A 22,766-nucleotide genomic window follows, 5' to 3' on the forward strand; every position below is an offset into this window, starting at 1 on the left:
CCCCGATGTTGCCCGTTTGATCCCTGATAGGATCCACCGTAGCATCACTCCTGTCTATCACTCGTATGTATTCGGTAGTGGTGGTGGCTACCCCATCACAGTCTACTATCTTCTCTACCTTGTAATAGCCTGCGGCACTTACTTGCTGGGTGGCCGTAGTACTGCTCATTGGTGAGTAGCTAGCCCCTGTAGCTCCTCCATCATACCACTTATAAGAGGTATAACCTGTACCCCTTGCCGTAAGGTTGATAGCAGAACCACAGAACAACTCCATGCGCATACAATGGCTGCCACTATTGTCTATCTCTGCCGATACTCCATCTCCATTTGCCACACCCGAAGCCGCACAGCCATTGCCCGTGCTATACTCAAAGCTTGCCTTGGCTGTCAATGTAGCCTGACACGCATTCTCATACAACGAGCAATCTGCATTGTCCTTTATCTTAATCGGTATATAGGCCTCCGCTTTCCTTCCTTGTGAAAGCGTTCCACCTCCTGATACATTACTCAATATCAGTACCCGAGGATCATTCGTGTCATACTGAACATTTACCGAAGTACCCAAGCCCGTAGTAAGAATTCCTGGATCTGTAACCGCAGGAAGTTCATAGTTGCCATTGGTGTTATTCGGTAAGGTGATCCTTACCGTACCTCCTCCCAAGGCCTGGGTCGTCTGGTTCGTTAATGTTACCTTATAGAAAATCGTACTACCCTTAGTAACTGTCGTAATCGCTGGCGATGAAGACGAAGAGGCTGCTACAAATGCACTCTCTACCTTTACATTTACATGCGGCGCTAAAATCGTTACCTTAAAACGCTTCTTGCCTACTGTACCTCCATCTGTCTTGCCTTTGACCGTGTATTCTACATAGTTATCCCCTATCTGAAATCCATTATAAGTCGTCGCTGGCGTGTTGCCATCCGTATCAGGCGTAGGCGTGTATTTGCTGCCATCAGCCCTAGTTACCTCCCACGTAAGCCTGTATCCACAGCCCTCAGTATCCGTGATCGTCGGAGCTGTCCATGTAGCCGTGGCCGCACACTGATTCGTTGGCATCGTCTCCGATACATCTACCATCGCACCTATCGCTGCGTCGGTGAAGTTGCTTACCTTAAGAGGAATTTCCTTCTGTGCAGTAGTCTTCTCTACTACAGGACAACCACGTCCTGCTTTCATCTTATAAGTAACGAAATACTTAGCTGCTATTTGAGGGTTGAAAGTGACACTAGATTTCTTTAGGTCTGCTCCTGGCACACCATCAAATGCATTGGCTGGGTCTGACTTCCATTGAATATCATATAAAGACTCAGAAAGATCCACACTAAGAGTCATTGGCTGGTTGAAACAAGCCTGTGCAACACTAGCATGTACATCAGGAGCCGTCAAGCTACCGAAGTCAGGTACAGGTACCCAACGATCCAAACAGCCTGATTCAAACTTTACCTCATAGGTATCACCACCAGTGAGCCTAGGTATATCGTTAAAGGTCGCAAACGCATCCGAAAAAGGCGCTGGTGCCACAGGGGGGTCTGTCACTACCTTCTTCACCTCATTACCTCCTTGAGTAACTACAGTCTTGGTGCCTCCTGATACCTTATATAAGGTATAAGTGATAGGATACTTAGGTTCAGAACCTGTAGGTATCTCCACACGTATCACTCCTGTATTAGGATTAGAAGGGTCACACATACCTATAGCCGAAACTGGAGTAACTTCTGTAATATTTTTAATTTCTATCTCTTGATAGATAACTGTATTACTGATCACATCTCCACGATTAGATGGATTAAAGGAATACATATATCCTCTCTCTGCTGCACTAGCTGGATCTATCACAGAGTGGAGATAAGGTCCCATAGAAACTCCTACAATATACTTACCTGGAGCTATGTCCGATATTCCTGCTGTAGAACGCCATCTGGTAGGATCGGCTGCATCTGTTCTGTTGAAATTAGCACTCTTAAGAGGTGTAGGCCCTACACGCTTATGCACAGGCTGACCATTGCCTCTATTTTCATCTGAAAAAAGAAACATGGCGCTAGGCGCAGCTGCTGTAGTCTTCTCTGACAACACATCCATTATCACTTTTCCTTTACTAGTGCCCCCTCCTTGTGCACAATCTGTAGTTACTAAAAAGTGATCCTTTCCGTCTATCTGCCTATTTACATCAGATATTTGATCTATTGATATATCTTTATTATAAGTGTTTCCACATCCATCTTTTAACTCTACTCTATATTGTCCAGGAGGAAAATCAAAGAACTGATATATTGAGCCATCACCATTATTCATAGCTGGAAAGAGTATTTTGGTAAAAGGGAATTTTACTTTATATTTTCCTTTAAGATTCCAAGGACCTTTCACATCTATTTCTTGTTCATTAGGCTGTCCATCCGTACGGACAATGCGCATAGTGAGCTTATTATTATTGGTAATGAAATCCAATCCCCCTATTAATGGATCATCTGCTCCTAAATAGAGTTTATTTCCTCGTCCTGGGAAGTCTAACACTGTTTGAACGGCTCCTCCTACATTAATTCTTATACGTTTCAATGGATTCATTTCTATAGAAGAACTTGCTATAGAAGGAGAAAGATAATGTTTGCAATTCTTTGTACTAGATCCATCTAGAGGCGTACTAACTTCAGCATATTCCATCTGATAAGTAGAACCTCCGTCTTGTACCTTTACCCTATGTACATTTCCGCCTTGCTCATCAAAGAATTTAAAGAGTTTTTGAGGTTCATTGGGTAATGTAGAAACTACCGCCCCTGAACGTTTTGCTCGATATTTTATACCTGACACATTACAAAATGCTGTATAAATAACAAAGGATGTTACATACTGTTGGAATTTCGTTGTTAAGCGAATTATTTTATCACAAGGATTAGATGTTGCCTCATTAGGTAGTACATCTGTAATAGTTTCTGGCATATTGGTAGGAGGAGCTATTACTGTATGAGATAAGGTACGAGTTACTCCAGCACAATCAGTATATTCAAGAGCTATAACATCACCTGCCTTTACTTGTAGATTGGTCGTATGTACTCTAGGTTTCCACCAAGACCAAAAGCCAAATTCATCATTGGCTCCATAGATATTCCTTCTTCCTTCTTGTCTATTTAATGGAAGTGCATCTTCACCATTATAATCCTGATTAGCAATTGTAGTTGCCCCACGAGTTACCTTTAACTTAATTCTATAAGGATAGTAATGTTCTTCTATGGCCCGTTCGTTATAGTGAGCAGCAAAAGCTAATTCGTAGTTTTGACAACTACCACTGCAAGAGGGCGCTAAGAATAGTTGTAAGTAATCAGGAGAATATTTGTATGTTTTGTATACTCTTTTCTCTGCAGTACAACTACCATCTGTTACTTGCACTGTATAATAAGTATTGGAATCAAAACTCTTACCCGCATCAGGCTCAATTTTTTTGATAGTTGATCCTGTCGCCCCACTCTTAGGTACAGATATATTAGCAACCACTACTTGCCCCCCATCTTTTATTACTTTCACTGTAAAGGGTCCAGCTCCTGCACTGACATTATTAATGTCTATTGTTATAATTCCTCGTGCTCCTTCTGTTTCACCTGCCTTAAGCGGACGACAAGTTTCCATAGTAACGCCTCTTAGTAGAGATGTAGACACATCAAGCGTTTTAAACTCGTGTGTTGTCTTTGGCTCTGTTATAGAACAACTTCCTCCCCCTACTTGGTCAGTTACCTCTACCTGATAGAATGTATTTGCCTTGAGTCCTGCCACTTGTATAGATGTACTATTCCCCATTTTATTTGTAGCAGGGGAGGTTGCCACCAAGTTCCCAGAATTTTTCTCATATACTTTTACCACAAAAGGGCCTTCCCCATCCTTTATCTGGATAGTGGCCTTCCCATCATTGGTACATTCACCTGTTGCTTTTTCTGCGGCAGATTGTCCCTTTGAGGTTACTGCAAATCGCCTATAGCTAGAGGTTACTGCTTGCGTAAGTTGCGAAGGGTGGGTTTGGAGCGCATCCTTCCTAATAATTTTTATCTTATAGGTACCCGAAGAAAGACTAGAAAATGTCGTCTTCCCTGCTGCATCAAAATTTTCTTGACTGAGCTTCACTCCTCCACTATCATACAGCTCAGCTTTCCACTCGGCTACAGGAACACTTGCCGCTACCGCAGCCGACCAGTCTACCTTTATATTTCCTCCACATACTGTGTTCTCCCCCATAAGGGTATAGGCAGGAAGACTCTGCGCCAATGTAAAGATAGGCAGCAGTAGCGCTACTACATACAGCCAGTACTTCTTCATATTCAAATCGAATTTATTGATTTTCATCATCTTATAATTTTACAGCTCTTCACGAGGTATTTTATGCGCAAATTTATTAATTATTATCAATATACCAAGTATTTTTTCAAAGTTTTTTTTGCAAAAATGAAAATTTAACGTTTTTAAAAGATATTTTGTTCTATAAGTGATTGATAATTAATAAATTATGATTTGTATAGAGAAAGGAGAAGTTTTTAACAAGGCCCCATAACCAATGATTAATGACAAGTGACTAATGACTAATAACAAATATAGTACTTGTCATTAGTCATTAGTCACTTGTCATTTGTCATTATTCTACGCTTCGCCTGATCCTGAGAAGTGGGCTTGCTTGCCGAAGACCTCTTCGTCGGTAGGGAGTTCTTTATCGTGTTCGTACTGATAAAGATTGGTGCTGAGATTCTGCATCAGTTGCTTGGCCTGAGAGGGGGTCATAATGACCCTACTCTGTACGCGCGCCTTGGGCATCCCTGGCATGATAGAGATAAAGTCCAACACGAACTCGCTGTCGGAGTGGTTCACTACCACCATATTGGAGTAGATCCCCACGGCTACTTTATCATCTATCTCTATGTTAATTTCCCTTTTGGTTACCTTTTCCATAAGGCTATAGGTTGATATTCTGTTTTGCTAATTCCTTACGTGAACCTACTATAATGTTCTCGTAGCGCTTCATACCTGTACCTGCTGGGATACGGTGTCCTACGATCACATTTTCCTTGAGGCCGTCTAAGTTATCTACCTTACCTTGTACGGCGGCTTCGTTGAGTACCTTGGTTGTCTCTTGGAAGGAGGCTGCCGAGATAAAGGACTTGGTCTGCAAGGAGGCTCGTGTAATACCTTGTAACACAGGCACGGCTGTAGCAGGAATGATGTCTCGAGCTATAACCAAACGCTTGTCTTGGCGCTTGAGTAGGGAGTTCTCGTCACGTAGCTGTCGCATAGTTACGATTTGTCCTGGCTTGAGGTTCTGAGAATCACCAGCATCCTCTACTACTTTCTTTCCGAAGAGCTTATCGTTTTCCTCAATAAAGTCGTCCTTATGTACCATTTGTTCTTCAAGGAAGAGGGTATCGCCTGGATCTTGGATTTCTACCTTACGCATCATCTGGCGTACTACTACCTCAAAGTGTTTGTCATTGATCTTCACCCCTTGTAAGCGGTATACCTCTTGTACTTCATTTACCAAATATTGTTGTACGGCCGATGGGCCTTTGATACGTAGGATATCCTCTGGTGTTACCGAACCATCGGAGAGTGGCATACCTGCACGTACGTAGTCGTTCTCCTGTACAAGCACTTGAGAGGAGAGTTTCACAAGGTAAGTACGCTTTTCTCCTGTTTTGGATTCTATATAGATCTCACGGTTACCGCGTTTTACTTTTCCGAAGGACACTACCCCGTCTATTTCGGCCACTATGGCAGGGTTAGAAGGATTACGTGCTTCAAAAAGCTCTGTTACACGTGGTAGACCCCCTGTAATATCTCCAGACTTAGCGGACTTACGTGGTATCTTCACGAGAATTCGGCCTTCCTTGATCTTCTCCTTGTCATCCACCATGATGTGGGCACCCAGTGGTAAGGTGTACGAACGCAAGATGTTGCCTTCCTTATCCTGAATATGCATAGTAGGAATGAGTCGCTTGTTACGAGACTCGGAGATTACTTTCTCTTGGAAGCCTGTTTGCTCGTCTATCTCTACCTGGAAGGTTACCCCTTGTTCTATATTTTCATAAACAATCTGTCCTGAGAACTCGGAGATAATCACCGCGTTATATGGATCCCATTGGTTGATTACATCCCCTTTCTTTACAGTATCGCCATTTTTCTTGAAGATGAACGAACCGTAAGGAATGTTGGAGGTGCTTAGTACCATACGGGTATGAGGTTCTAGGATCTTCACCTCGGAAGTACGAGAGATCACCACCTCTACAGGATTGCCATCGTAGTCCTCACCCTTAACGGTTTTGAGGTCATCAATTTCGAGAATACCGTCAAAGTGCGCGATGATCTTGTTCTCTTCGGAGATGTTCCCCGCAGTACCCCCCATGTGGAAGGTACGCAAGGTAAGCTGTGTACCAGGTTCTCCAATAGATTGGGCTGCTACAACTCCTACGGCTTCACCTATCTGTACCATCTTACCTGTGGAGAGGTTGCGCCCATAGCACTTAGCACAGATACCTTGCTTGGCCTCGCAGGTAAGGGCAGAGCGTACCTCAATAGATTCTATAGGTAACTGGTTGATTTTCTCTACAGCATCCTCACGGATTTCCTCTCCTGAGGATACAATAACCTCTTCATTGAGCGGATTGATCACATCATTAAGTGCTACACGACCCAATACACGTTCACCAAGGGTTTCAATAACTTCCTCATTCTTCTTAAGGGCTCGTATCTCAATACCACGAAGGGTACCACAGTCATCAGTATTAATAATCACATCCTGAGATACATCTACCAAACGACGGGTAAGGTAACCTGCGTCGGCTGTCTTAAGCGCCGTATCGGCCAATCCCTTACGAGCACCGTGGGTAGAGATGAAGTACTCCAAGATAGAAAGTCCCTCCTTGAAGTTGGAAAGAATCGGGTTTTCAATAATTTCGCCCCCACCTGCGGTGGATTTCTTAGGCTTAGCCATAAGGCCTCGCATACCGGTAAGCTGGCGAATCTGTTCCTTAGAACCACGCGCTCCTGAGTCAAGCATCATATATACGGAGTTGAACCCTTGTCTGTCCTCACTGATGCGCTTCATAGCCAAGTCCGTTAGGCGGGCATTGGTGGAAGTCCACACATCAATCACCTGGTTATAACGCTCGTTGTTGGTGATAAGCCCCATATTATAGTTACCGATGATACCTTGTACTTGCTCATTGGCATCGGCAATCATCTCTTGTTTTTCCTTAGGAATAATAATATCGCCCAAGGAGAAGGAAAGTCCTCCCTGGAAAGCAAACTTATATCCCATAGCCTTGATGTCGTCCAAGAACTCAGCGGTACGTGGGATACTTGTTTTTTTCAATACATGTCCGATGATATCGCGAAGGGATTTCTTGGTCAATATGGTGTTGATATACCCAGCCTCAGGGGGTACTACCTCATTGAAGAGGACGCGCCCTACGGTGGTATCTATCAGTTTAGTCACTATGTTGCCATGCTCATCGAGGTCGTGAGTACGTACCTTGATAGAGGCATTGAGGTGTACCTTATGCTCGTTGTAGGCAATATTCACCTCCTCTGGGGAGTAGAACACGGAGCCTTCGCCTGCAATAGGTTCCTCTGGAGTGCTCTTGCGCATCTTGGTGATGTAGTAAAGCCCCAAGACCATGTCCTGCGAAGGTACGGTAATAGGAGCCCCATTGGCAGGGTTCAAGATATTATTGGAAGCCAACATGAGCATCTGTGCCTCAAGGATCGCCTCAGGCCCAAGGGGCAAGTGTACGGCCATCTGGTCACCGTCAAAGTCGGCGTTAAACGCAGTACATACCAGTGGGTGTAGGCGGATTGCCTTTCCTTCTATCAGCTTAGGCTGGAAGGCCTGAATACCCAAACGGTGCAAGGTAGGGGCACGGTTCAGTAGCACAGGGTGGCCCTTGATCACGTTCTCCAAGATATCCCATACTACAGGCTCTTTCTTATCTATGATACGCTTGGCCGATTTGACTGTCTTGACAATCCCGCGCTCTATGAGCTTGCGAATGACAAAAGGCTTGTAAAGCTCAGCGGCCATATTCTTAGGCAAACCACATTCGAAGAGTTTAAGCTCTGGTCCTACGACAATCACCGAACGAGCGGAGTAATCCACACGCTTACCAAGGAGGTTCTGACGGAAGCGTCCTTGTTTACCTTTGAGAGAGTCAGAAAGGGACTTGAGCGGACGATTGGCATCGGTCTTTACAGCAGAGGATTTGCGGGTATTATCAAAGAGGGAATCCACAGATTCCTGCAACATACGTTTTTCGTTGCGCAAAATCACATCAGGCGCTTTGATTTCTATCAAGCGCTTGAGACGATTGTTGCGAATGATCACACGGCGATAGAGGTCATTGAGGTCGGAGGTAGCAAAACGCCCCCCGTCCAAAGGCACTAGCGGACGCAATTCGGGAGGGATCACAGGAATGACCTTCATAATCATCCATTCGGGGAGGTTCTCCCTGTTCTTCTGAGAATCACGGAAAGCCTCCACTACCTGTAAGCGCTTGAGCGCCTCGGTCTTGCGCTGCTTAGAGGTTTCAGTATTAGCTCTATGGCGCAAGTCGTAAGAAAGTGCATCCAGGTCTATCTCATGCAAGAGGTCATAAAGTGCCTCAGCCCCCATCTTGGCGACAAACTTGTTAGGATCGGTATCCTCCAAGTATTGGTTTTCCACTGGTAGGGTTTCCATGATATCGAGGTATTCCTCCTCGGTCAATAGTTCCATTTTCTCCAATGGGTCTCCAGAGAGGGACTTGGCAATCCCTGGCTGAATAACGATATAGCGTTCGTAATAGATAATCATGTCCAACTTCTTGGAAGGAAGTCCGAGCAAATAACCTATCTTATTAGGCAAGGAACGGAAATACCAAATATGAGCTATAGGTACCACCAGGTTGATGTGCCCTACACGCTCGCGACGTACTTTCTTTTCGGTTACTTCCACCCCACAACGGTCGCACACGATCCCCTTATAGCGGATGCGCTTATACTTTCCACAAGCACACTCATAGTCCTTCACAGGGCCAAAGATACGCTCACAGAATAGTCCATCGCGCTCAGGCTTATGGGTGCGATAGTTGATGGTCTCAGGCTTAGCTACCTCACCACGAGAGACTGCTAAGATACTCTCAGGAGAAGCCAATCCAATAGAGATTTTGTCAAATCTCACAGTTGCATTTTTCTCTTTTACTCTTGCCATAGCATTTTTTAATAACAAAATTTGTTCCTATTTGGACAAATACACGAAAAGAGGAGGCGACATAACCCCTTGTGGTTATGTTACCTTCTCTACCTTTGCCCTTACCCTAAGAGGGTGAAAGACAAGTACTTATATGCTCTACGAAAGTCAAAATAACTTCTATAAAAACACTTAACCAAACTGAGGGCAAAGATACAATAAAAATTTAAAAGTAAAAAGTAAAAAAGATTTATTTTTTTACTTTTTACTTTTTACCTTGAAAATTAGTATTCAAACTGTACTTTCTTATTTGGGTCTGGGTTACCTGCCCAATAAGCCCTATAGAGATCTAAGCTCTTGCGTATCTCCCCATAGAGCGCTTCGTTATGCTGGCGAAGGTCGTCCAAGTGGTAGAACTTAGCCAATACATGCTGGTTATCTATCCAATCCAAGGATTGCATACAGTCATCTAAGCCATCAAGGGTGTATCCAAAGTAATCAGGCAAGGAGAAAGTCTCCTTCATCGTACTGAGGAAGGCACGTTCGTTTTGGACATTTCTCAAGTCTACGTGAAACTCCAAAGCGTTTTTTCTGATATATGTACTCATTTCTATTAGTAAATATTTAGAATAGTGTTTTTCAATTATTTACCAACAATCTTGCCCCCTATACCTGAATGACTCCTAAGTTAAAAGGCTTCTCTATAGGCGCCCCATTGGCCGCTTCTATCCCTTGTGAGATCCATAGGCGGGTATCCAGCGGGTCTATGATCGCATCTGTCCATAGGCGTGCTGCGGCATAATAAGGGGTAGTTTGTTGGTTATATTTCTCTTGAATATTTTCTAATAGTTCGCGCTCTCTTTCCTCGGATAGTGTCTCGCCCTTACGCTTAAGGGTAGCCGTTTCTATCTGTAAGAGCACCTTGGCTGCTTGGGCGCCTCCCATCACGGCCAGATTGGCCGAAGGGTAAGCTACAATCAGGCGCGGGTCGTAAGCCTTGCCACACATGGCATAGTTACCTGCCCCATAGGAATTACCTACGATAATGGTAAACTTGGGCACTACCGAGTTGGCCACTGCATTGACCAGTTTAGCTCCGTCCTTGATAATCCCTCCATGTTCGGACTTGCTACCAACCATAAAGCCTGTAACGTCCTGCAAGAAGACTAGCGGAATACGCTTTTGGTTACAGTTGGCTATAAAGCGGGTCGCTTTATCTGCGCTATCGGAATAGATCACCCCGCCTATCTGCATCTCCCCTTTTCGGGTCTTGACTACCTTGCGCTGATTGGCCACAATTCCTACTGCCCAGCCATCTATACGTGCATAGCCTGTGAGGATCGTCTGTCCATAACCTTCCTTGTATTCCTCCCACTCGGAGTTATCCACTAGGCGAAGGATTAGCTCCTTCATATCATACGGTTGGGTACGGCTAATGGGCAGTATACCATATATATCATTAGGATCCAGCTTAGGTGCCGCACTGGCTATCCTACTAAAGCCCGCTTTGGGTGCCTCGGCCAGCTTATCCACAAGGTTTTTAATCACATCCAAGGCATCTTGGTCATTCTCACATTGGTAATCTGTTACCCCACTAATCTGGCAATGGGTAGTAGCACCGCCTAAAGTCTCATTGTCTATGTCCTCCCCTATGGCTGCTTTCACTAAGTAACTCCCTGCTAAGAAGATACTTCCTGTTTTATTAACGATAAGCGCCTCATCGCTCATAATCGGCAGATAAGCACCTCCCGCTACACAGCTACCCATCACGGCGGCTATCTGAACGATGCCTTGGCTACTCATCTGGGCATTATTGCGGAAGATACGCCCGAAGTGCTCCTTGTCAGGGAATACCTCGTCCTGCAAAGGCAGGAATACGCCCGCACTATCCACAAGGTAGATGATCGGTAAGCGGTTTTCCATAGCGATTTCCTGAGCGCGGAGGTTCTTCTTACAAGTCATGGGAAACCAAGCCCCTGCCTTCACTGTAGCATCATTGGCCACTACTATTACTTGGCGGCCACGTACATAGCCTATTTCCACTACGACCCCTGCCGAGGGACACCCCCCATACTCCTGATACATACCATCGGCAGCAAAAGCCCCAATCTCCAAGCGAGGTTTGTCCTTATCCAATAAGTAATCTATACGTTCGCGAGCCGAGAGCTTTCCCTGTTGGTGCAGCTTCTCAAGGGCTTTGTCTCCCCCTCCTCGCTTAATCTGTTCCCAGCGCTGGCGCACCTCGTCTCGTGCGAGCTTGTTGTGATCTTCGTTCTTATTAAAAGCTAAATCCATACGGGACGTTTTCAAGTTGCAAAGTTAAGAATTTTTATTATTTAAACAAGTTTTTCCGACGATTTTTTTCAAAAAAAATGCTTTTAACTGTTAATAAAATATCACTTTAATCATTATCAGTTAGTTGCGAGCGGAAAAAACATATTATTTAGGTTCGCTCAGGCGTACGTAGCGCACATAACCAGTACCTTCGGTTTTCCCCTTGAGGGATTCGGTTGAGAAAGGCACTTGAGCATCGGTAGTGTAGTAGTATTGGTCTTCCACAGCCGACTCAAAGCGAATCTTATACCCCTTGTCCAAGAGGTTTTTGTCCAAGTCCAAGACGATATTCTTACGATCGCCCTGAGTGATTGAAGCACCTGTGATGGCGTCTATCTTTTCCTTTTTCTCACTATAGAAGCCGAACCACTTCTTAAGCGAGTCATAGTACTTGCCATTATCACCAAAGACATAGAGCGTCTTGACGTATTTGTCCTCTGGGTCTATGAGCGATACTACCATATAGGCACCCTCGCCAGTATAGTTGGCCATCTGTACCATACACTTAAATTTGTCCTGCGCCTGAGCCGTAGCAAAGGCCAAAAATGCCACTAAGGCAAATACAATTTTCCTTGTCATAATTTTGATTGTTTTAAAAAGAAAGCGCAAAGATACGTTTTTTTAGTGAAAAGCAAATAGTGAAAAGTGAAAAGCCATGTGCCTGACTACTAACCACTGACCACTTCCCACTATAACACTATAGAAAAAAACAATAGAACTCCGCCTCTTCTGATAGATTTTCTTTATACTTTTGCAGCGTAAAACAAAGATATTCTATAACATTTAAATAATCATAATCATGTCTTTAGTAGGAAAAAAATTCCCAAACATCACCGTTGACGCCATTTCAAAAATGGGCGATAACCTTCGTATCAACATCTTTGAAGAGGCTACCAAGAAAAACAAAAAAGTAGTTCTTTTCTGGTATCCAAAGGACTTTACTTTCGTATGTCCTACCGAACTACACGCTTTCGAAGAACTCAAAGGAGAATTCGAAAAACGCAATACCATTATTATAGGTGCTTCAGTAGATACCTGCGAAGTACACTTCGCTTGGCTTAATACACCTAAAGATCAAGGAGGTATAGAAGGGGTAAGCTACCCTATCTTGGCCGACACAACCCGTAATCTTTCCAACGCCTTAGGTATCTTGGAAGCAGATCATATATATAATGAAGAGCTGGAAAACTACCTTATCGAGGGTTCCAATGTTGCTTTCCGTGCTACTTTCCTTATCGATGAAAACGGAAAAGTATTCCACGAAAGTGTAAATGATATGCCTCTTGGACGCAACGTAAAGGAATACCTTCGCCTAATTGATGCCTATACACACGTACAAAAATACGGAGAAGTATGCCCTGCCAACTGGGAAGAAGGTAAAGAGGCTATGCATGCCGATAGAAAAAGTACTGCTGATTACTTAGCTAAGCACTAATTAATCATATTCTCTTACTGTCTTCATAAAACGCAAACTTTAATTATTAATCTTGACTCATGTTAGTAGAACTTACCAGTGATAACTTAGCAGAACTCATACAAGCCAACCCTAAAGTAGTTGTACAGTTCTCTGCTTCTTGGTGCGGAAATTGCCGTATCATGAAACCTAAATTCAAAAAACTTGCTGAAGAGAGAGCGGATCTTACCTTTGTCATCGCCGATGCAGAGCAATTCCCTGAATCTCGTAAGCTCGCCAATGTAACTAACTTACCTACCTTCGCTGCTTTTGTAAACGGAGAACTCCTAAAGGACGTACAGACCAATAAGCAGGAGGTACTAAATGAATTGATCGATGAAATTACCAATAATTAAGCACATTACCCAATTCATTGAAGCCAATGACGAGGATTATGTGATAGAGACGATAGAGGTACTGGAAAACCTAACCGAGCTTTCCTCCCTCAAGGACGAAGAATTGGATATTATAGGAGAACTCCTCTCCAATATGTATGGAGCCTTGGAGGTACAAAAGCTCATCAAAGCAGGTACCCCACAAAAAGAAGCGCTGAACACCTTTATGCAAAGAGTACTTGGTGCTATTGACAAATAAAGTGTCATCATCTCATCTTTATTAAATTATGTTAGTTATTCCCGATTTATCTCTTGTAACTCAGCTTAAGAGTTACAAGAATACTAAGGGAGATTCATGGTAAAATGTCTGAACAACAATATAGGCGGCACCCGCGGTGCCGCCTATTTTTTATTTCCTACACAATTCCCCCACTATCTTTACACACTCTACCGCTTCTTTTACATCGTGGACACGGAGGATATCCGCCCCATGAAGTAGCGCAAAGGTATTAAGCACCGTCGTTCCATTGAGAGCTGTCTCTGGAGTGGTATCCAAGAGCTTATATATCATAGTCTTACGGGAGATCCCTACCAAGATAGGACACTCCAAGGCCTTGAAAAGGGCAAGCTGCTGCATCAGCTCATAGTTCTGGGCGAGGGTCTTGGAGAAACCAAAACCTGGGTCTATGATAAGGTCATTGATTCTCAATTGTCTTGCCTTGTCCTTTACCTGGGAGAAATAGTACAGTATATCCTTGGTGAGCTTATCATACTCGGTGTAGGTCTGCTTGGTCTGTGGGGTGCCACGCATGTGCATCGCTATATAAGGGACTTGGTAGTGGGCAACCACTTCCCAAATGGCGGGGTCTATCTGCCCTGCGGAAATATCATTGATGATACAGGCTCCTGCCTCAAGGCTCTCTCGGGCAACTTTTGCACGGAAGGTGTCTACCGAGATGCAGATATCAGGAAAGTGCTTTACCAAGGCTTCCACTACCGGCACTACGCGCTGTAGTTCCTCCTGCGGGGATACCTCTTGGGCATTGGGGCGGGAACTATAGCCTCCTATATCTACAAAAGTGGCTCCCTCCTCAAGCATCTGTTCTGCCTTGCGGAGCACTTCAGCAGGTGTGGTACGGCTCTGCGCATAGAAAGAATCAGGGGTGATATTGAGTATGCCCATGACTTTGGGGGTATCAAAGCAGATAAGCTCCCCTTTACAGTTGATTTGTGTCATTTTTTCTCTATAATAGTTCCTTTGTTGTGTTTTTTAAAGAGTTTTTGTGTATCTTCCACAAATATTTTCATCTGTTTGACTGCCGCTGGGGTCATTTCAGGATAGCCTTGTTGTTCTGTTTCGGCACAAGGGAGAATCTCATAGTGTTTTTTCCCATCTTTATCATACAAATGTACCCAAGTGAGGTAATAGGCAGGGGTGAGCAAGCGGGTTTGCTTATCTGTTCCTTTGACAAGGGTAAGGTTGAGCATCAGTCCACCATCGGTATGGCGCTTGCGTTGGTTGGAGATAAAGTTGCCCAAGGAGTAGAGCACAAACTGCTGTTGGGCGGGTCGATTGCCTCTAAGCTCCATGGGTTGCAACACATGTGGGTGTCCGCCAATGATGTAATCCACCCCATGGCGAAAGAGGAAGTCTGCCATTTTCTTCTGCGCCTCATTGGGGGTTGTGGCATACTCTATCCCCCAGTGTACCACCGCTATAAGTTTGTCAAGTTTGCGGCTTCGGGCGCTAAGGATATCTTTTTGGATCTGTAGGGTATCTAAGCGATTCACTTGGGTTGGGTTGGGCACTGGTAGCCCATTGGTGCCATAAGTATAATTGAGTACCCCCACACGTAGCCCGTTCTTTTCCAAGATAAGCAGATTGCGCATTGCCCTATCTATCAGGTCATGGAAAGTACCTGTATGCTTGATTCCTAAGGAATCCAATTGGTAGAGAGTATTGGTAATCCCTATTTTCCCTCGGTCGCAGGAATGATTGTTGGCTGTTACCATGACATTGATACCACTGTGCAGGCAGTCTGCTACCAGCTCCTTAGGCGAAGAGAACGTTGGATAGCCTGTAAAGGGCTTGCCCCCAAGGGTAACCTCTAGGTTAGCCACCACGTAGTCGTGTTGTTTAAAGATGGGAGCTACTTTGGCAAAGACAGGCTTATAGTTATAGTGGCCTGTTTGCTTATCATAAGCCGAATGAATTTGGGGGGTATGTCCCATGATGTCCCCTACGAAAAGTAGAGATAGGGTATCCTGTGTTTGCTGCCTATCCAAGCGCTCTTGTCCTTGTGTGGCAAGGCTTAGCAGTAGCCCCAGAAGTATGAAATAGTTTTTCATCACAATGTGTTAAACATAGGCGCAAAAATACGATTTTAAAGCCAATATAAAAAGTTTTGTAAAGAAATTAGGTCTATTCAGAAAAAAAAACTATCTTTGAGCCGAATTAACTCATTAACCTTATGAACGACAAAAAGACACATTATTTTGACACCAAAGTATTGGGACAGCCTTCGGGGCTTTTCTTTCTCTTCTTTACCGAGATGTGGGAGCGTTTTTCCTTCTATGGGATGCGGGTGCTGCTGGTACAATTCCTCACCGCTGAAATTCTCTTAGGCGACCCTAAGGGGGGCTGGGGCTGGACTTCCGAGCAAGCCACCGCCCTCTATGGTACTTATGCGATGCTCTTGTACCTCACCCCTGTCTTGGGAGGAATCATAGCCGACAAATACTTAGGCACACGACGTGCGGTCATCATAGGCTCTATCATCATGACTATAGGACAGTTGTGCTTATTCTTGCACTCCACCACTATGTTCTTTGTAGGGCTTACCTGCTTGGTAGTTGGGGTCGGGCTGTTCAAGCCCAATGTGCCTTCTATCCTTGGGGAGATGTTCAAAGATCACCCCGACAAGAAAGATAGCGCCTATACGATCTTCTATATGGGGGTCAATGCAGGAGCGTTCTTAGGTATGATGCTCTGTGGTTACTTGGCTGCTACCAAGGGCTGGAGCTGGGGCTTTGGGCTAGCGGGTATCTTTATGGGCTTAGGCACCCTACAGTTTGTCTTTGCCAAACCGCTTATGGGGGATTTGGGTATGCTCAAGAAGGAAGTGCACCACGAGCAATCAACCGATACGGACAAGCGCAACCCTTTCACCTTAGTGGATAATGTACTTATTGTCGTGGTATCCGTACTGGGGCTGCTCTATGCCTTCAATGATCCTTTGTCCAAGAACCACATCTACGACCTATTTGCGTGGGTAGATACCTCCCTTATGCGTGGGCAAAACCTTGTGGCGCTTGTAGCCCTATTGTTATTTGTCTATTTATTAGTATCGCGTATTCTGCGTTATGATAGGATCGTCCGCAACCGTATGTTTGCCGTGATGAGTTTGGCTTTCTTTATCATTTTCTTCTTTATTACCTTCGAGCAAGCCCCTTCGTCACTGATCATCGTAGCACGTGATTATGTGGATAGAAGCCTTAGCGGTGAGGGACTGTTGGTGTTCAATATCATCAATGCCCTACTGATGCTCATTCCCTTGCTGATTATCTCATTTGTATTGATTCGCTTGGCGATGGTCACTTGGAAACTTATTCCGCTGACCAATATAGTGCTTTTTGTCTGCTTCCTACTCATCTGGGGGGTAGCCATCTATGCCATTAGGAGTGAGTTCCTTAAGAAGACTTCCGAGATTGCAGTATCTTGGTTCTCGGTACTCAATGCTTTCTTTGTCATCACTTTAGCCTCTTCCGTATCCAAGATATGGTCGTCCAAATACAATCCTTCGGTAGCCTTCAAGTATGGCTTTGGGTTGTTCTTCGTCGCCCTCGGCTATCTAGTGGTATGGTTTGGCGCCAAGGGATTAAGCGAGGACATGAAGATTTCCATGGCCTATATCATACTCATCTATTTTTTCCATACCATAGGCGAACTCTTTATCTCTCCTGTGGGACTCTCCTATGTCTCCAAGCTCGTCCCTCACCGAATGTTGGCTTTCATGTTCGGTACTTGGTACTTAGGGATTGCCATCGCCCAGAAAGTAGCCGCTACCTTAGGCGGACAGGTAGTGTCCATTACTAAGGAATATGGGCTAAGTACTTTCTTCCTTATCTTTGCGGGTATTGCCGCTGGTGCGGGTATCTTGGTGATGCTATACAACCCTGTGCTCAAAAAGCTCATGCACGAAGTAAAGTAACCAACAAAATAAAGCAAAAAACCTTTTGTTTTCAGATTAAATTTCGTATTTTTGCTTGCCGAATCTAACCACTAACCACTGACAACTAATAACTCAAATCATATACTTATGAGAAAAAAAGTAATTGCAGGTAACTGGAAAATGAATAATGATGCGACCCAGTCCGCTCAACTTATTGCCGCCCTGCTCGAAAAACTTCCACAAACACAGGCGGAGGTAGTGATTGCCCCCTCTTTTGTAAATCTTGCCTTGGCAGTAGAGAAAACCAAAGGTAGCCCTATCATCGTAGCGGCTCAGAACATGCACTTTGCTGAAAAAGGCGCCTTCACTGGTGAGGTGTCCGCCTCTATGCTTGAGGCTATCGGAGTGAAAACCACTATCTTAGGACACTCCGAACGCCGTGAGTACTTCAACGAAACCGATGAGAGTCTTGCCAAAAAAGTGGATACTGCCCTCGCCCATGGCTTTCGTATTATCTTCTGTATAGGAGAGAAACTCGCTGAGCGCAAGGCGGCTAAGCACTTTGAGGTAGTAAAATCTCAAATACAAAACGCCCTATTCCACTTGCCTCAAGAGGCTTGGAAACATATCGTTCTGGCTTACGAACCTGTATGGGCTATTGGTACAGGCGAGACTGCCACCCCTGAGCAAGCACAGGAGATACACGCCTTTATTCGTAAGACAGTGGCCGACAAATACGGAAAAACCGTAGCCGATGACCTCTCTATCCTCTATGGAGGTAGCTGCAACGCTAAGAACGCTGCCGCCCTCTTTGCCAACCCCGATGTAGATGGGGGGCTTATAGGAGGAGCCGCTCTAGTGGCTGACGACTTTATCACCATTATCAAGGCTATAGGCTAACAAACCAAGGGACAAGGGCAACTTTGTCCCTTTTTTCTCTTCCTAAAATGGACACATGCTCGCATGTTGCCCAAGTGTCGTTATGTGCTTGTGAGAGCCAAAAAATAATTTTTCAAAAATATAGAGGCTATATAAAAATAAATATGTACTTTTGCCGATAATTTTTTGCAACTAACTAAAAGTTCTTTATGCTCACTCGTAGGCACATTCGTGTAAAGGTAATGCAGACCATTTATGCACTACATCAGGAGGAAAATTATAATCTGCAAAGAGGGGAAAACTTCCTTGTGGCAAGTATGGACAATACCCACAGCTTGTACATAGTCCTTATGGGCTTGTGGGCAGCCTTGGAAAAACGCTCCCAGCAGATGGAGGCCGTCTATAAAAACAAGTTTATTCGTGATGAGAATATCTCTCATACATTGTTCTTGGAGAATGAGGCCTTACAGCTGATCACCCGCGATGAGGCTCTCTCTGAGGCTATAGAAAAGGAATCCCTCTTGTGGCGAGCCCATGATGAGTATATCAACATACTGTATAACAGAATTTTAGAAAGCGAAATCTATCAGCTGGCCAAGGGACGTCCCAGAAGTTTTGAAGGGGACAGACAGTTCTTAGCTGACCTATATATGGAGGTTATCGCTCCCGATGAGGAACTTTTTGACTTCTTAGCCGATACAGAAATCACTTGGACTGATGACTTCCCTCTGGTCAATACCCTGATTGTCAAACTCCTCAAGGGACTACGCAAAGACAAAGAGAACGAGCTTGTCCCTCCCTTATTCAAGGATATAGCCGACAGAGAGTTCGGTATAGACCTCTTAAAAAAAGCGGTACTCAACGATGAGAAGTTCCAACAATATTTGGTAGAGAAGACCCCCCAGTGGGACACCGAACGCATAGCAGAGATTGATGCCATCCTTATCAAAATGGGTATCACCGAGCTCCTCAAGTGCCCCAGTATCCCTGTAAAGGTTACCCTGAACGAATATGTGGAGATTGCCAAAGAGTACTCCACCCCCAAGAGTAGTGTGTTTATCAATGGTATCCTTGATACCCTCTCTAAGGACTTCACCCAAGACGGCACGCTTAAGAAGATCGGAAGAGGACTTCTTTAGTGACTAATGACAAGTGACTAACCACTGACAACTAATCACTAATCACTGACAACTAACCACTGACAACTGACAACTAAAAACTAAAAATCATGAAAAGAATATTTTTACTTGTAGGAGTAGCACTCCTTGCCGCTTGCAACAACAATGGCACTGATGCGGCTAACAAAATCAAACAAAGTAACTTAGAAGCTGCTGAAAAATTAGCTGAACAAGCTACACAGTTCCCTCAAATAAAATTCGAGGAAACCACTCATGACTTTGGAGAAATTAAGCAAAACGTGGAGGTACAGACCTCTTTCAACTTCAAAAATACAGGCAAGGTGCCCTTGGTAATTACCAATGCCACCAGTAGCTGCGGCTGTACTGTCCCTGAATATCCTAAAGAGGCTATCGCCCCAGGGGAAAGTGGTGCTATCAAAGTGGTATATAACGGCTCAGGCAAAGATGCCATCTCCAAGACCGTAACCCTAACGACCAACACCGAACAAGGTACAGAACTCCTTACTATCAAAGCCTTTGTAAAAGAATAATACCGTCTTATGAATATACTATTACAAGCAGCCCCACAGGGGGGCGGAGGTAACTTCCTCTTTATCATAATCATGTTCGTGATTATGTTTGTTTTTATGATCTTCCCTTCCATGAGAAGACAAAAACAAGAAAAGAAATTCTATAATGCTCTTAAGAAAGGCGACAAAGTCATCATGAAAAGTGGCTTACATGGGCGTATCTCTGAAATCACTGATACTACTATCGTGATAGAGACCCTCTCTGGCAAACTCAAGTTTGAGCGCTCTGCCGTTTCTATGGATTATAGCCGCAAACTAACAAATGAATAACAAAGAGTGAAAAGTGAAGAGTGAGAGCATTCTTCACTTTTCACTATTCACTTTTCACTATTATGTCTGGAGAACTGCTTCCCCTTATGGAGGCCTTCTATACCATACAAGGAGAGGGTTATTACAAGGGTACCGCTGCTTATTTTATTCGCCTAGCAGGCTGCGATGTGGGCTGCCACTGGTGCGATGTCAAGGAGAGTTGGGACGCTACGGTGCACCCCTTAGTACCTATTGAGCAAATTGCCGAGCAGGCTCTCGCCCACTCCAAAACAATCATCATCACAGGGGGAGAACCCCTTATGTACAACCTACTTCCCCTCACCCAGCTGCTCAGGAGCCATGGGGCACGTACACATATAGAGACCTCAGGGGCACACCCACTCTCTGGTGAGTGGGACTGGATCTGTCTCTCCCCTAAGAAAAACAAGCGTCCGCTCTCACCTATCCACCAAGTAGCCAATGAGCTAAAGATGGTCATCTACAACCATCATGACTTTCTTTTTGCCGAGGAGATGTCCGCCCTGACCCATTCCGACTGTATTCGCTACCTCCAACCCGAATGGAGCCGCCGCGAGAAGATGATTCCTCTTATGGTAGATTATGTCATGGAACACCCCGAGTGGAAAATCTCCTTACAGATGCACAAATACTTGGATATCCCCTAAGCCATGCTAAAGCGTATTCTCAGCTATATCTTCCCTATCACCCTCTCAAGGCAATCCTCCCCTATCAGTGGACAGCTCACCGTAACCCTACTTAGTGGCAAGCGATTGCTGAACACCCCTAATACCGACTATTCCTTTGGGAGCCTACAACGTATCCTGCGTTTTGGTTTACAGAAAATTGGCTTTGAGCGGATTCAAAAACAGAAAAACGTACTCGTATTGGGTTTAGCAGCAGGCAGTGTGGTAGAGACCCTCGTGGAGGAAGTTCAGTTCCGCGGGCAGATACATGGGGTAGATATTGATCCAGAAGTCATCGCTATAGGCCGCCAGTATTTCCACTTGGACAGTATCAAAAACCTACAAATCTTTCTCTGCGATGCCCAAGACTACATAAAAACCACCCGTGTAAAGTATGATTTGGTCATTGTAGATGTTTTTCAAGACGATCAGATGCCTGCTTTCCTTTTCGCGCCAGCCTTTTTCTCTCAGTTAAAGAAAATCCTGAACAAAAAAGGAGTGATTCTCTTCAATACCATTGTAAAAACGAAAGCCGAGGCACAAAGAAACAAAAACTTCATTGAGTTCTTCTCCGACCAATTCCATATAGACCGCTATCCCAAAGTAGAGGGAGAAAACGAAATACTTGTTTTGAGCTAAAAGTGAAAAATTCTTTCATACATTTGTTTGTTTTCTTCAGTAGCGATAGGCTTGTCCTCAATGGTTACAAAATCCTGACTTGTCACAGTAAGTTTGCTTTTGGTAGTACCTTGATTGCAACTGAGTTCTGCGGTATTGGTGATGATATCCATAGTGTAGTGTGAGTTCGATATAACGAAAGCTCCCACAGATTTTCACGGATTTCACAGATTTTCTATGTTTGTGCAATTGTGCTGTTGCGATTTACACAGATTTTTATAAGGCCAAAGGCCTTATTTATCCGTGGAAATTAAAGAGTTATACTTAGTTGTTGTATCATTCTCTCCGTGAAAATCCGTGGAATCTGTGGGAGAAAAATATAATTTTGCTTACGTCGAACTCACGTTAATTAACATCTAAAACCATCAAATTTATTATAAGAAAGCACTTCTCCTGTTTGTAAGTCTAAACGATACCAATCAAGGTGTGTTTCTCTTTTATAAACTATTTTCCAGCAATTATAGTTAGCTCCAGGTCGATATACTCTTTCAATAACTGCACCTGTATAGACTCTACCATCATTATAACCTCTACGTAATTTCATTCCCTTTGACAGACAAAAATCCTCTACCTGCTCGAAGGTAAACTTAGAAACCTCGTCATAATTGATAGTCTTTTCTAATTTCCCCTCTTTATTGAAATAATACCATCGCCCTTTTTTCCAGAAATGAGGCTCTCCTAAAAGTCCTTTTTTTTGTAATATACCCTCGTCTATCATAGGACTTTGCTACTGCAAAATAGGAATAAGGGGGAAATTCTTCTATATAATAATAATCCTTTGTTTTTGAGGAATCATCTATATAAAAATAAGTGCCATCAGGAAGAACTACTGATACTGTATCATTCCCTTCGGCTAATTTTTTTTGATAGTCCTTATCTAATTTCTTTAACTTCTCAAAGAGTTCAAAGTCAAAGGTCTCAAAGTGATCATCTACAGGGGGGTATATGACTTGTTGATATCCTTTTGTAAAAGAAAAAACTTCAAAAGAGGAAAGCAACGGCAGCCCCACTGCTGCCAATCCTGTTTTCTTGATAAATTCCAATCGTTTCATAAGTGCTTAGT

20 protein-coding genes and 1 pseudogene are annotated in these 22,766 nt (G+C 44.1%); 10 read left to right on the top strand and 11 right to left on the bottom strand.

What is annotated here, in order from left to right; genetic code table 11:
- From HMPREF1154_RS03105 to HMPREF1154_RS03130, 6 genes are all read right to left on the bottom strand, one after another.
- On the bottom strand, positions 1-4,300 hold a 4,300-nt coding region (locus HMPREF1154_RS03105; RefSeq protein ID WP_009641150.1), incomplete at its 3' end, for a hypothetical protein.
- A gap of 318 nt (positions 4,301-4,618) precedes the next feature.
- Entirely contained in the window at positions 4,619-4,924 is a 306-nt protein-coding gene (locus HMPREF1154_RS03110; protein ID WP_009641143.1) for a DUF3467 domain-containing protein, read from the bottom strand.
- Positions 4,925-4,928: 4 nt separating this feature from the next.
- Complete coding sequence (gene rpoC / locus HMPREF1154_RS03115) at positions 4,929-9,212, bottom strand: DNA-directed RNA polymerase subunit beta' (RefSeq protein WP_009641160.1); 4,284 nt, start codon at positions 9,210-9,212, stop codon at positions 4,929-4,931.
- A 263-nt stretch (positions 9,213-9,475) separates the two neighbouring features.
- Positions 9,476-9,799, bottom strand: coding sequence for a barstar family protein (locus HMPREF1154_RS03120; protein WP_009641113.1), 324 nt, complete (start codon positions 9,797-9,799; stop codon positions 9,476-9,478).
- A gap of 58 nt (positions 9,800-9,857) precedes the next feature.
- A complete protein-coding gene (locus HMPREF1154_RS03125) occupies positions 9,858-11,486 on the bottom strand; it encodes an acyl-CoA carboxylase subunit beta (protein ID WP_009641103.1) in 1,629 nt (542 codons plus the stop codon).
- Between the two features lie 144 nt (positions 11,487-11,630).
- A complete protein-coding gene (locus HMPREF1154_RS03130) occupies positions 11,631-12,104 on the bottom strand; it encodes a DUF2271 domain-containing protein (protein ID WP_034566823.1) in 474 nt (157 codons plus the stop codon).
- 220 nt (positions 12,105-12,324) lie between these two features.
- On the opposite strand from HMPREF1154_RS03130, the gene HMPREF1154_RS03135 reads away from it, so the two are divergent.
- Genes HMPREF1154_RS03135 through HMPREF1154_RS03145 form a run of 3 tightly spaced genes read left to right on the top strand, consistent with a single transcriptional unit; the run spans position 12,325 to position 13,572 of the window.
- Entirely contained in the window at positions 12,325-12,960 is a 636-nt protein-coding gene (locus HMPREF1154_RS03135; protein WP_009641169.1) for a peroxiredoxin, read from the top strand.
- A gap of 59 nt (positions 12,961-13,019) precedes the next feature.
- Positions 13,020-13,334, top strand: coding sequence for a thioredoxin family protein (locus HMPREF1154_RS03140; protein WP_009641125.1), 315 nt, complete (start codon positions 13,020-13,022; stop codon positions 13,332-13,334).
- The gene (locus HMPREF1154_RS03145; protein WP_016420397.1) at positions 13,315-13,572 is read left to right on the top strand and encodes a DUF6952 family protein; all 258 of its coding nucleotides are present in this window, start codon (positions 13,315-13,317) and stop codon (positions 13,570-13,572) included. Before HMPREF1154_RS03140 ends, HMPREF1154_RS03145 begins: the two co-directional genes overlap by 20 nt.
- A gap of 150 nt (positions 13,573-13,722) precedes the next feature.
- On the opposite strand, the gene folP is transcribed toward HMPREF1154_RS03145, so the two are convergent.
- A complete protein-coding gene (gene folP / locus HMPREF1154_RS03150) occupies positions 13,723-14,550 on the bottom strand; it encodes a dihydropteroate synthase (protein WP_009641142.1) in 828 nt (275 codons plus the stop codon).
- The gene (locus tag HMPREF1154_RS03155) at positions 14,547-15,662 is read right to left on the bottom strand and encodes a CapA family protein (protein WP_009641166.1); all 1,116 of its coding nucleotides are present in this window, start codon (positions 15,660-15,662) and stop codon (positions 14,547-14,549) included. The genes folP and HMPREF1154_RS03155 overlap by 4 nt, the downstream gene beginning before the upstream one ends.
- Before the next feature lie 122 nt (positions 15,663-15,784).
- On the opposite strand from HMPREF1154_RS03155, the gene HMPREF1154_RS03160 reads away from it, so the two are divergent.
- The 7 genes from HMPREF1154_RS03160 (at position 15,785) to HMPREF1154_RS03190 (ending at position 21,664) form a co-directional block, all read left to right on the top strand.
- A complete protein-coding gene (locus tag HMPREF1154_RS03160) occupies positions 15,785-17,524 on the top strand; it encodes a peptide MFS transporter (protein WP_009641096.1) in 1,740 nt (579 codons plus the stop codon).
- Positions 17,525-17,632: 108 nt separating this feature from the next.
- Positions 17,633-18,385, top strand: coding sequence for a triose-phosphate isomerase (gene tpiA / locus HMPREF1154_RS03165; protein ID WP_009641104.1), 753 nt, complete (start codon positions 17,633-17,635; stop codon positions 18,383-18,385).
- A gap of 188 nt (positions 18,386-18,573) precedes the next feature.
- Positions 18,574-19,503 (top strand): transcription antitermination protein NusB, encoded by a 930-nt coding sequence (locus HMPREF1154_RS03170; RefSeq protein ID WP_009641119.1) that lies wholly within the window; start codon positions 18,574-18,576, stop codon positions 19,501-19,503.
- 89 nt (positions 19,504-19,592) lie between these two features.
- Positions 19,593-20,033 carry a DUF1573 domain-containing protein gene (locus tag HMPREF1154_RS03175; RefSeq protein WP_009641145.1) on the top strand — a complete coding sequence of 147 codons (441 nt, stop codon included), beginning with the start codon at positions 19,593-19,595 and terminating at the stop codon, positions 20,031-20,033.
- 9 nt (positions 20,034-20,042) lie between these two features.
- Entirely contained in the window at positions 20,043-20,342 is a 300-nt protein-coding gene (yajC, locus tag HMPREF1154_RS03180) for a preprotein translocase subunit YajC (protein ID WP_009641139.1), read from the top strand.
- Between the two features lie 62 nt (positions 20,343-20,404).
- On the top strand, positions 20,405-21,007 hold the full coding sequence (locus tag HMPREF1154_RS03185) for a 7-carboxy-7-deazaguanine synthase QueE (RefSeq protein WP_009641146.1): 603 nt from the start codon (positions 20,405-20,407) through the stop codon (positions 21,005-21,007).
- 3 nt (positions 21,008-21,010) lie between these two features.
- Positions 21,011-21,664, top strand: a complete 654-nt coding sequence (locus HMPREF1154_RS03190; RefSeq protein ID WP_009641141.1) for a spermidine synthase — start codon at positions 21,011-21,013, stop codon at positions 21,662-21,664.
- On the opposite strand, the pseudogene HMPREF1154_RS13465 reads toward HMPREF1154_RS03190, so the two are convergent.
- From HMPREF1154_RS13465 to HMPREF1154_RS03200, 3 genes and pseudogenes are all read right to left on the bottom strand, one after another.
- Positions 21,664-21,816: pseudogene (locus HMPREF1154_RS13465) on the bottom strand (DUF4280 domain-containing protein); the annotation flags it as partial. The gene HMPREF1154_RS03190 and the pseudogene HMPREF1154_RS13465 overlap by 1 nt on opposite strands.
- A gap of 236 nt (positions 21,817-22,052) precedes the next feature.
- The gene (locus HMPREF1154_RS03195) at positions 22,053-22,247 is read right to left on the bottom strand and encodes a hypothetical protein (protein ID WP_034566828.1); all 195 of its coding nucleotides are present in this window, start codon (positions 22,245-22,247) and stop codon (positions 22,053-22,055) included.
- Positions 22,248-22,335: 88 nt separating this feature from the next.
- Entirely contained in the window at positions 22,336-22,755 is a 420-nt protein-coding gene (locus HMPREF1154_RS03200) for a hypothetical protein (protein ID WP_009641127.1), read from the bottom strand.
- Positions 22,756-22,766: the final 11 nt, after the last annotated feature.

The sequence above is a fragment of the Capnocytophaga sp. CM59 genome (genome assembly GCF_000293175.1).
GTDB classification, from domain to species: domain Bacteria; phylum Bacteroidota; class Bacteroidia; order Flavobacteriales; family Flavobacteriaceae; genus Capnocytophaga; species Capnocytophaga granulosa.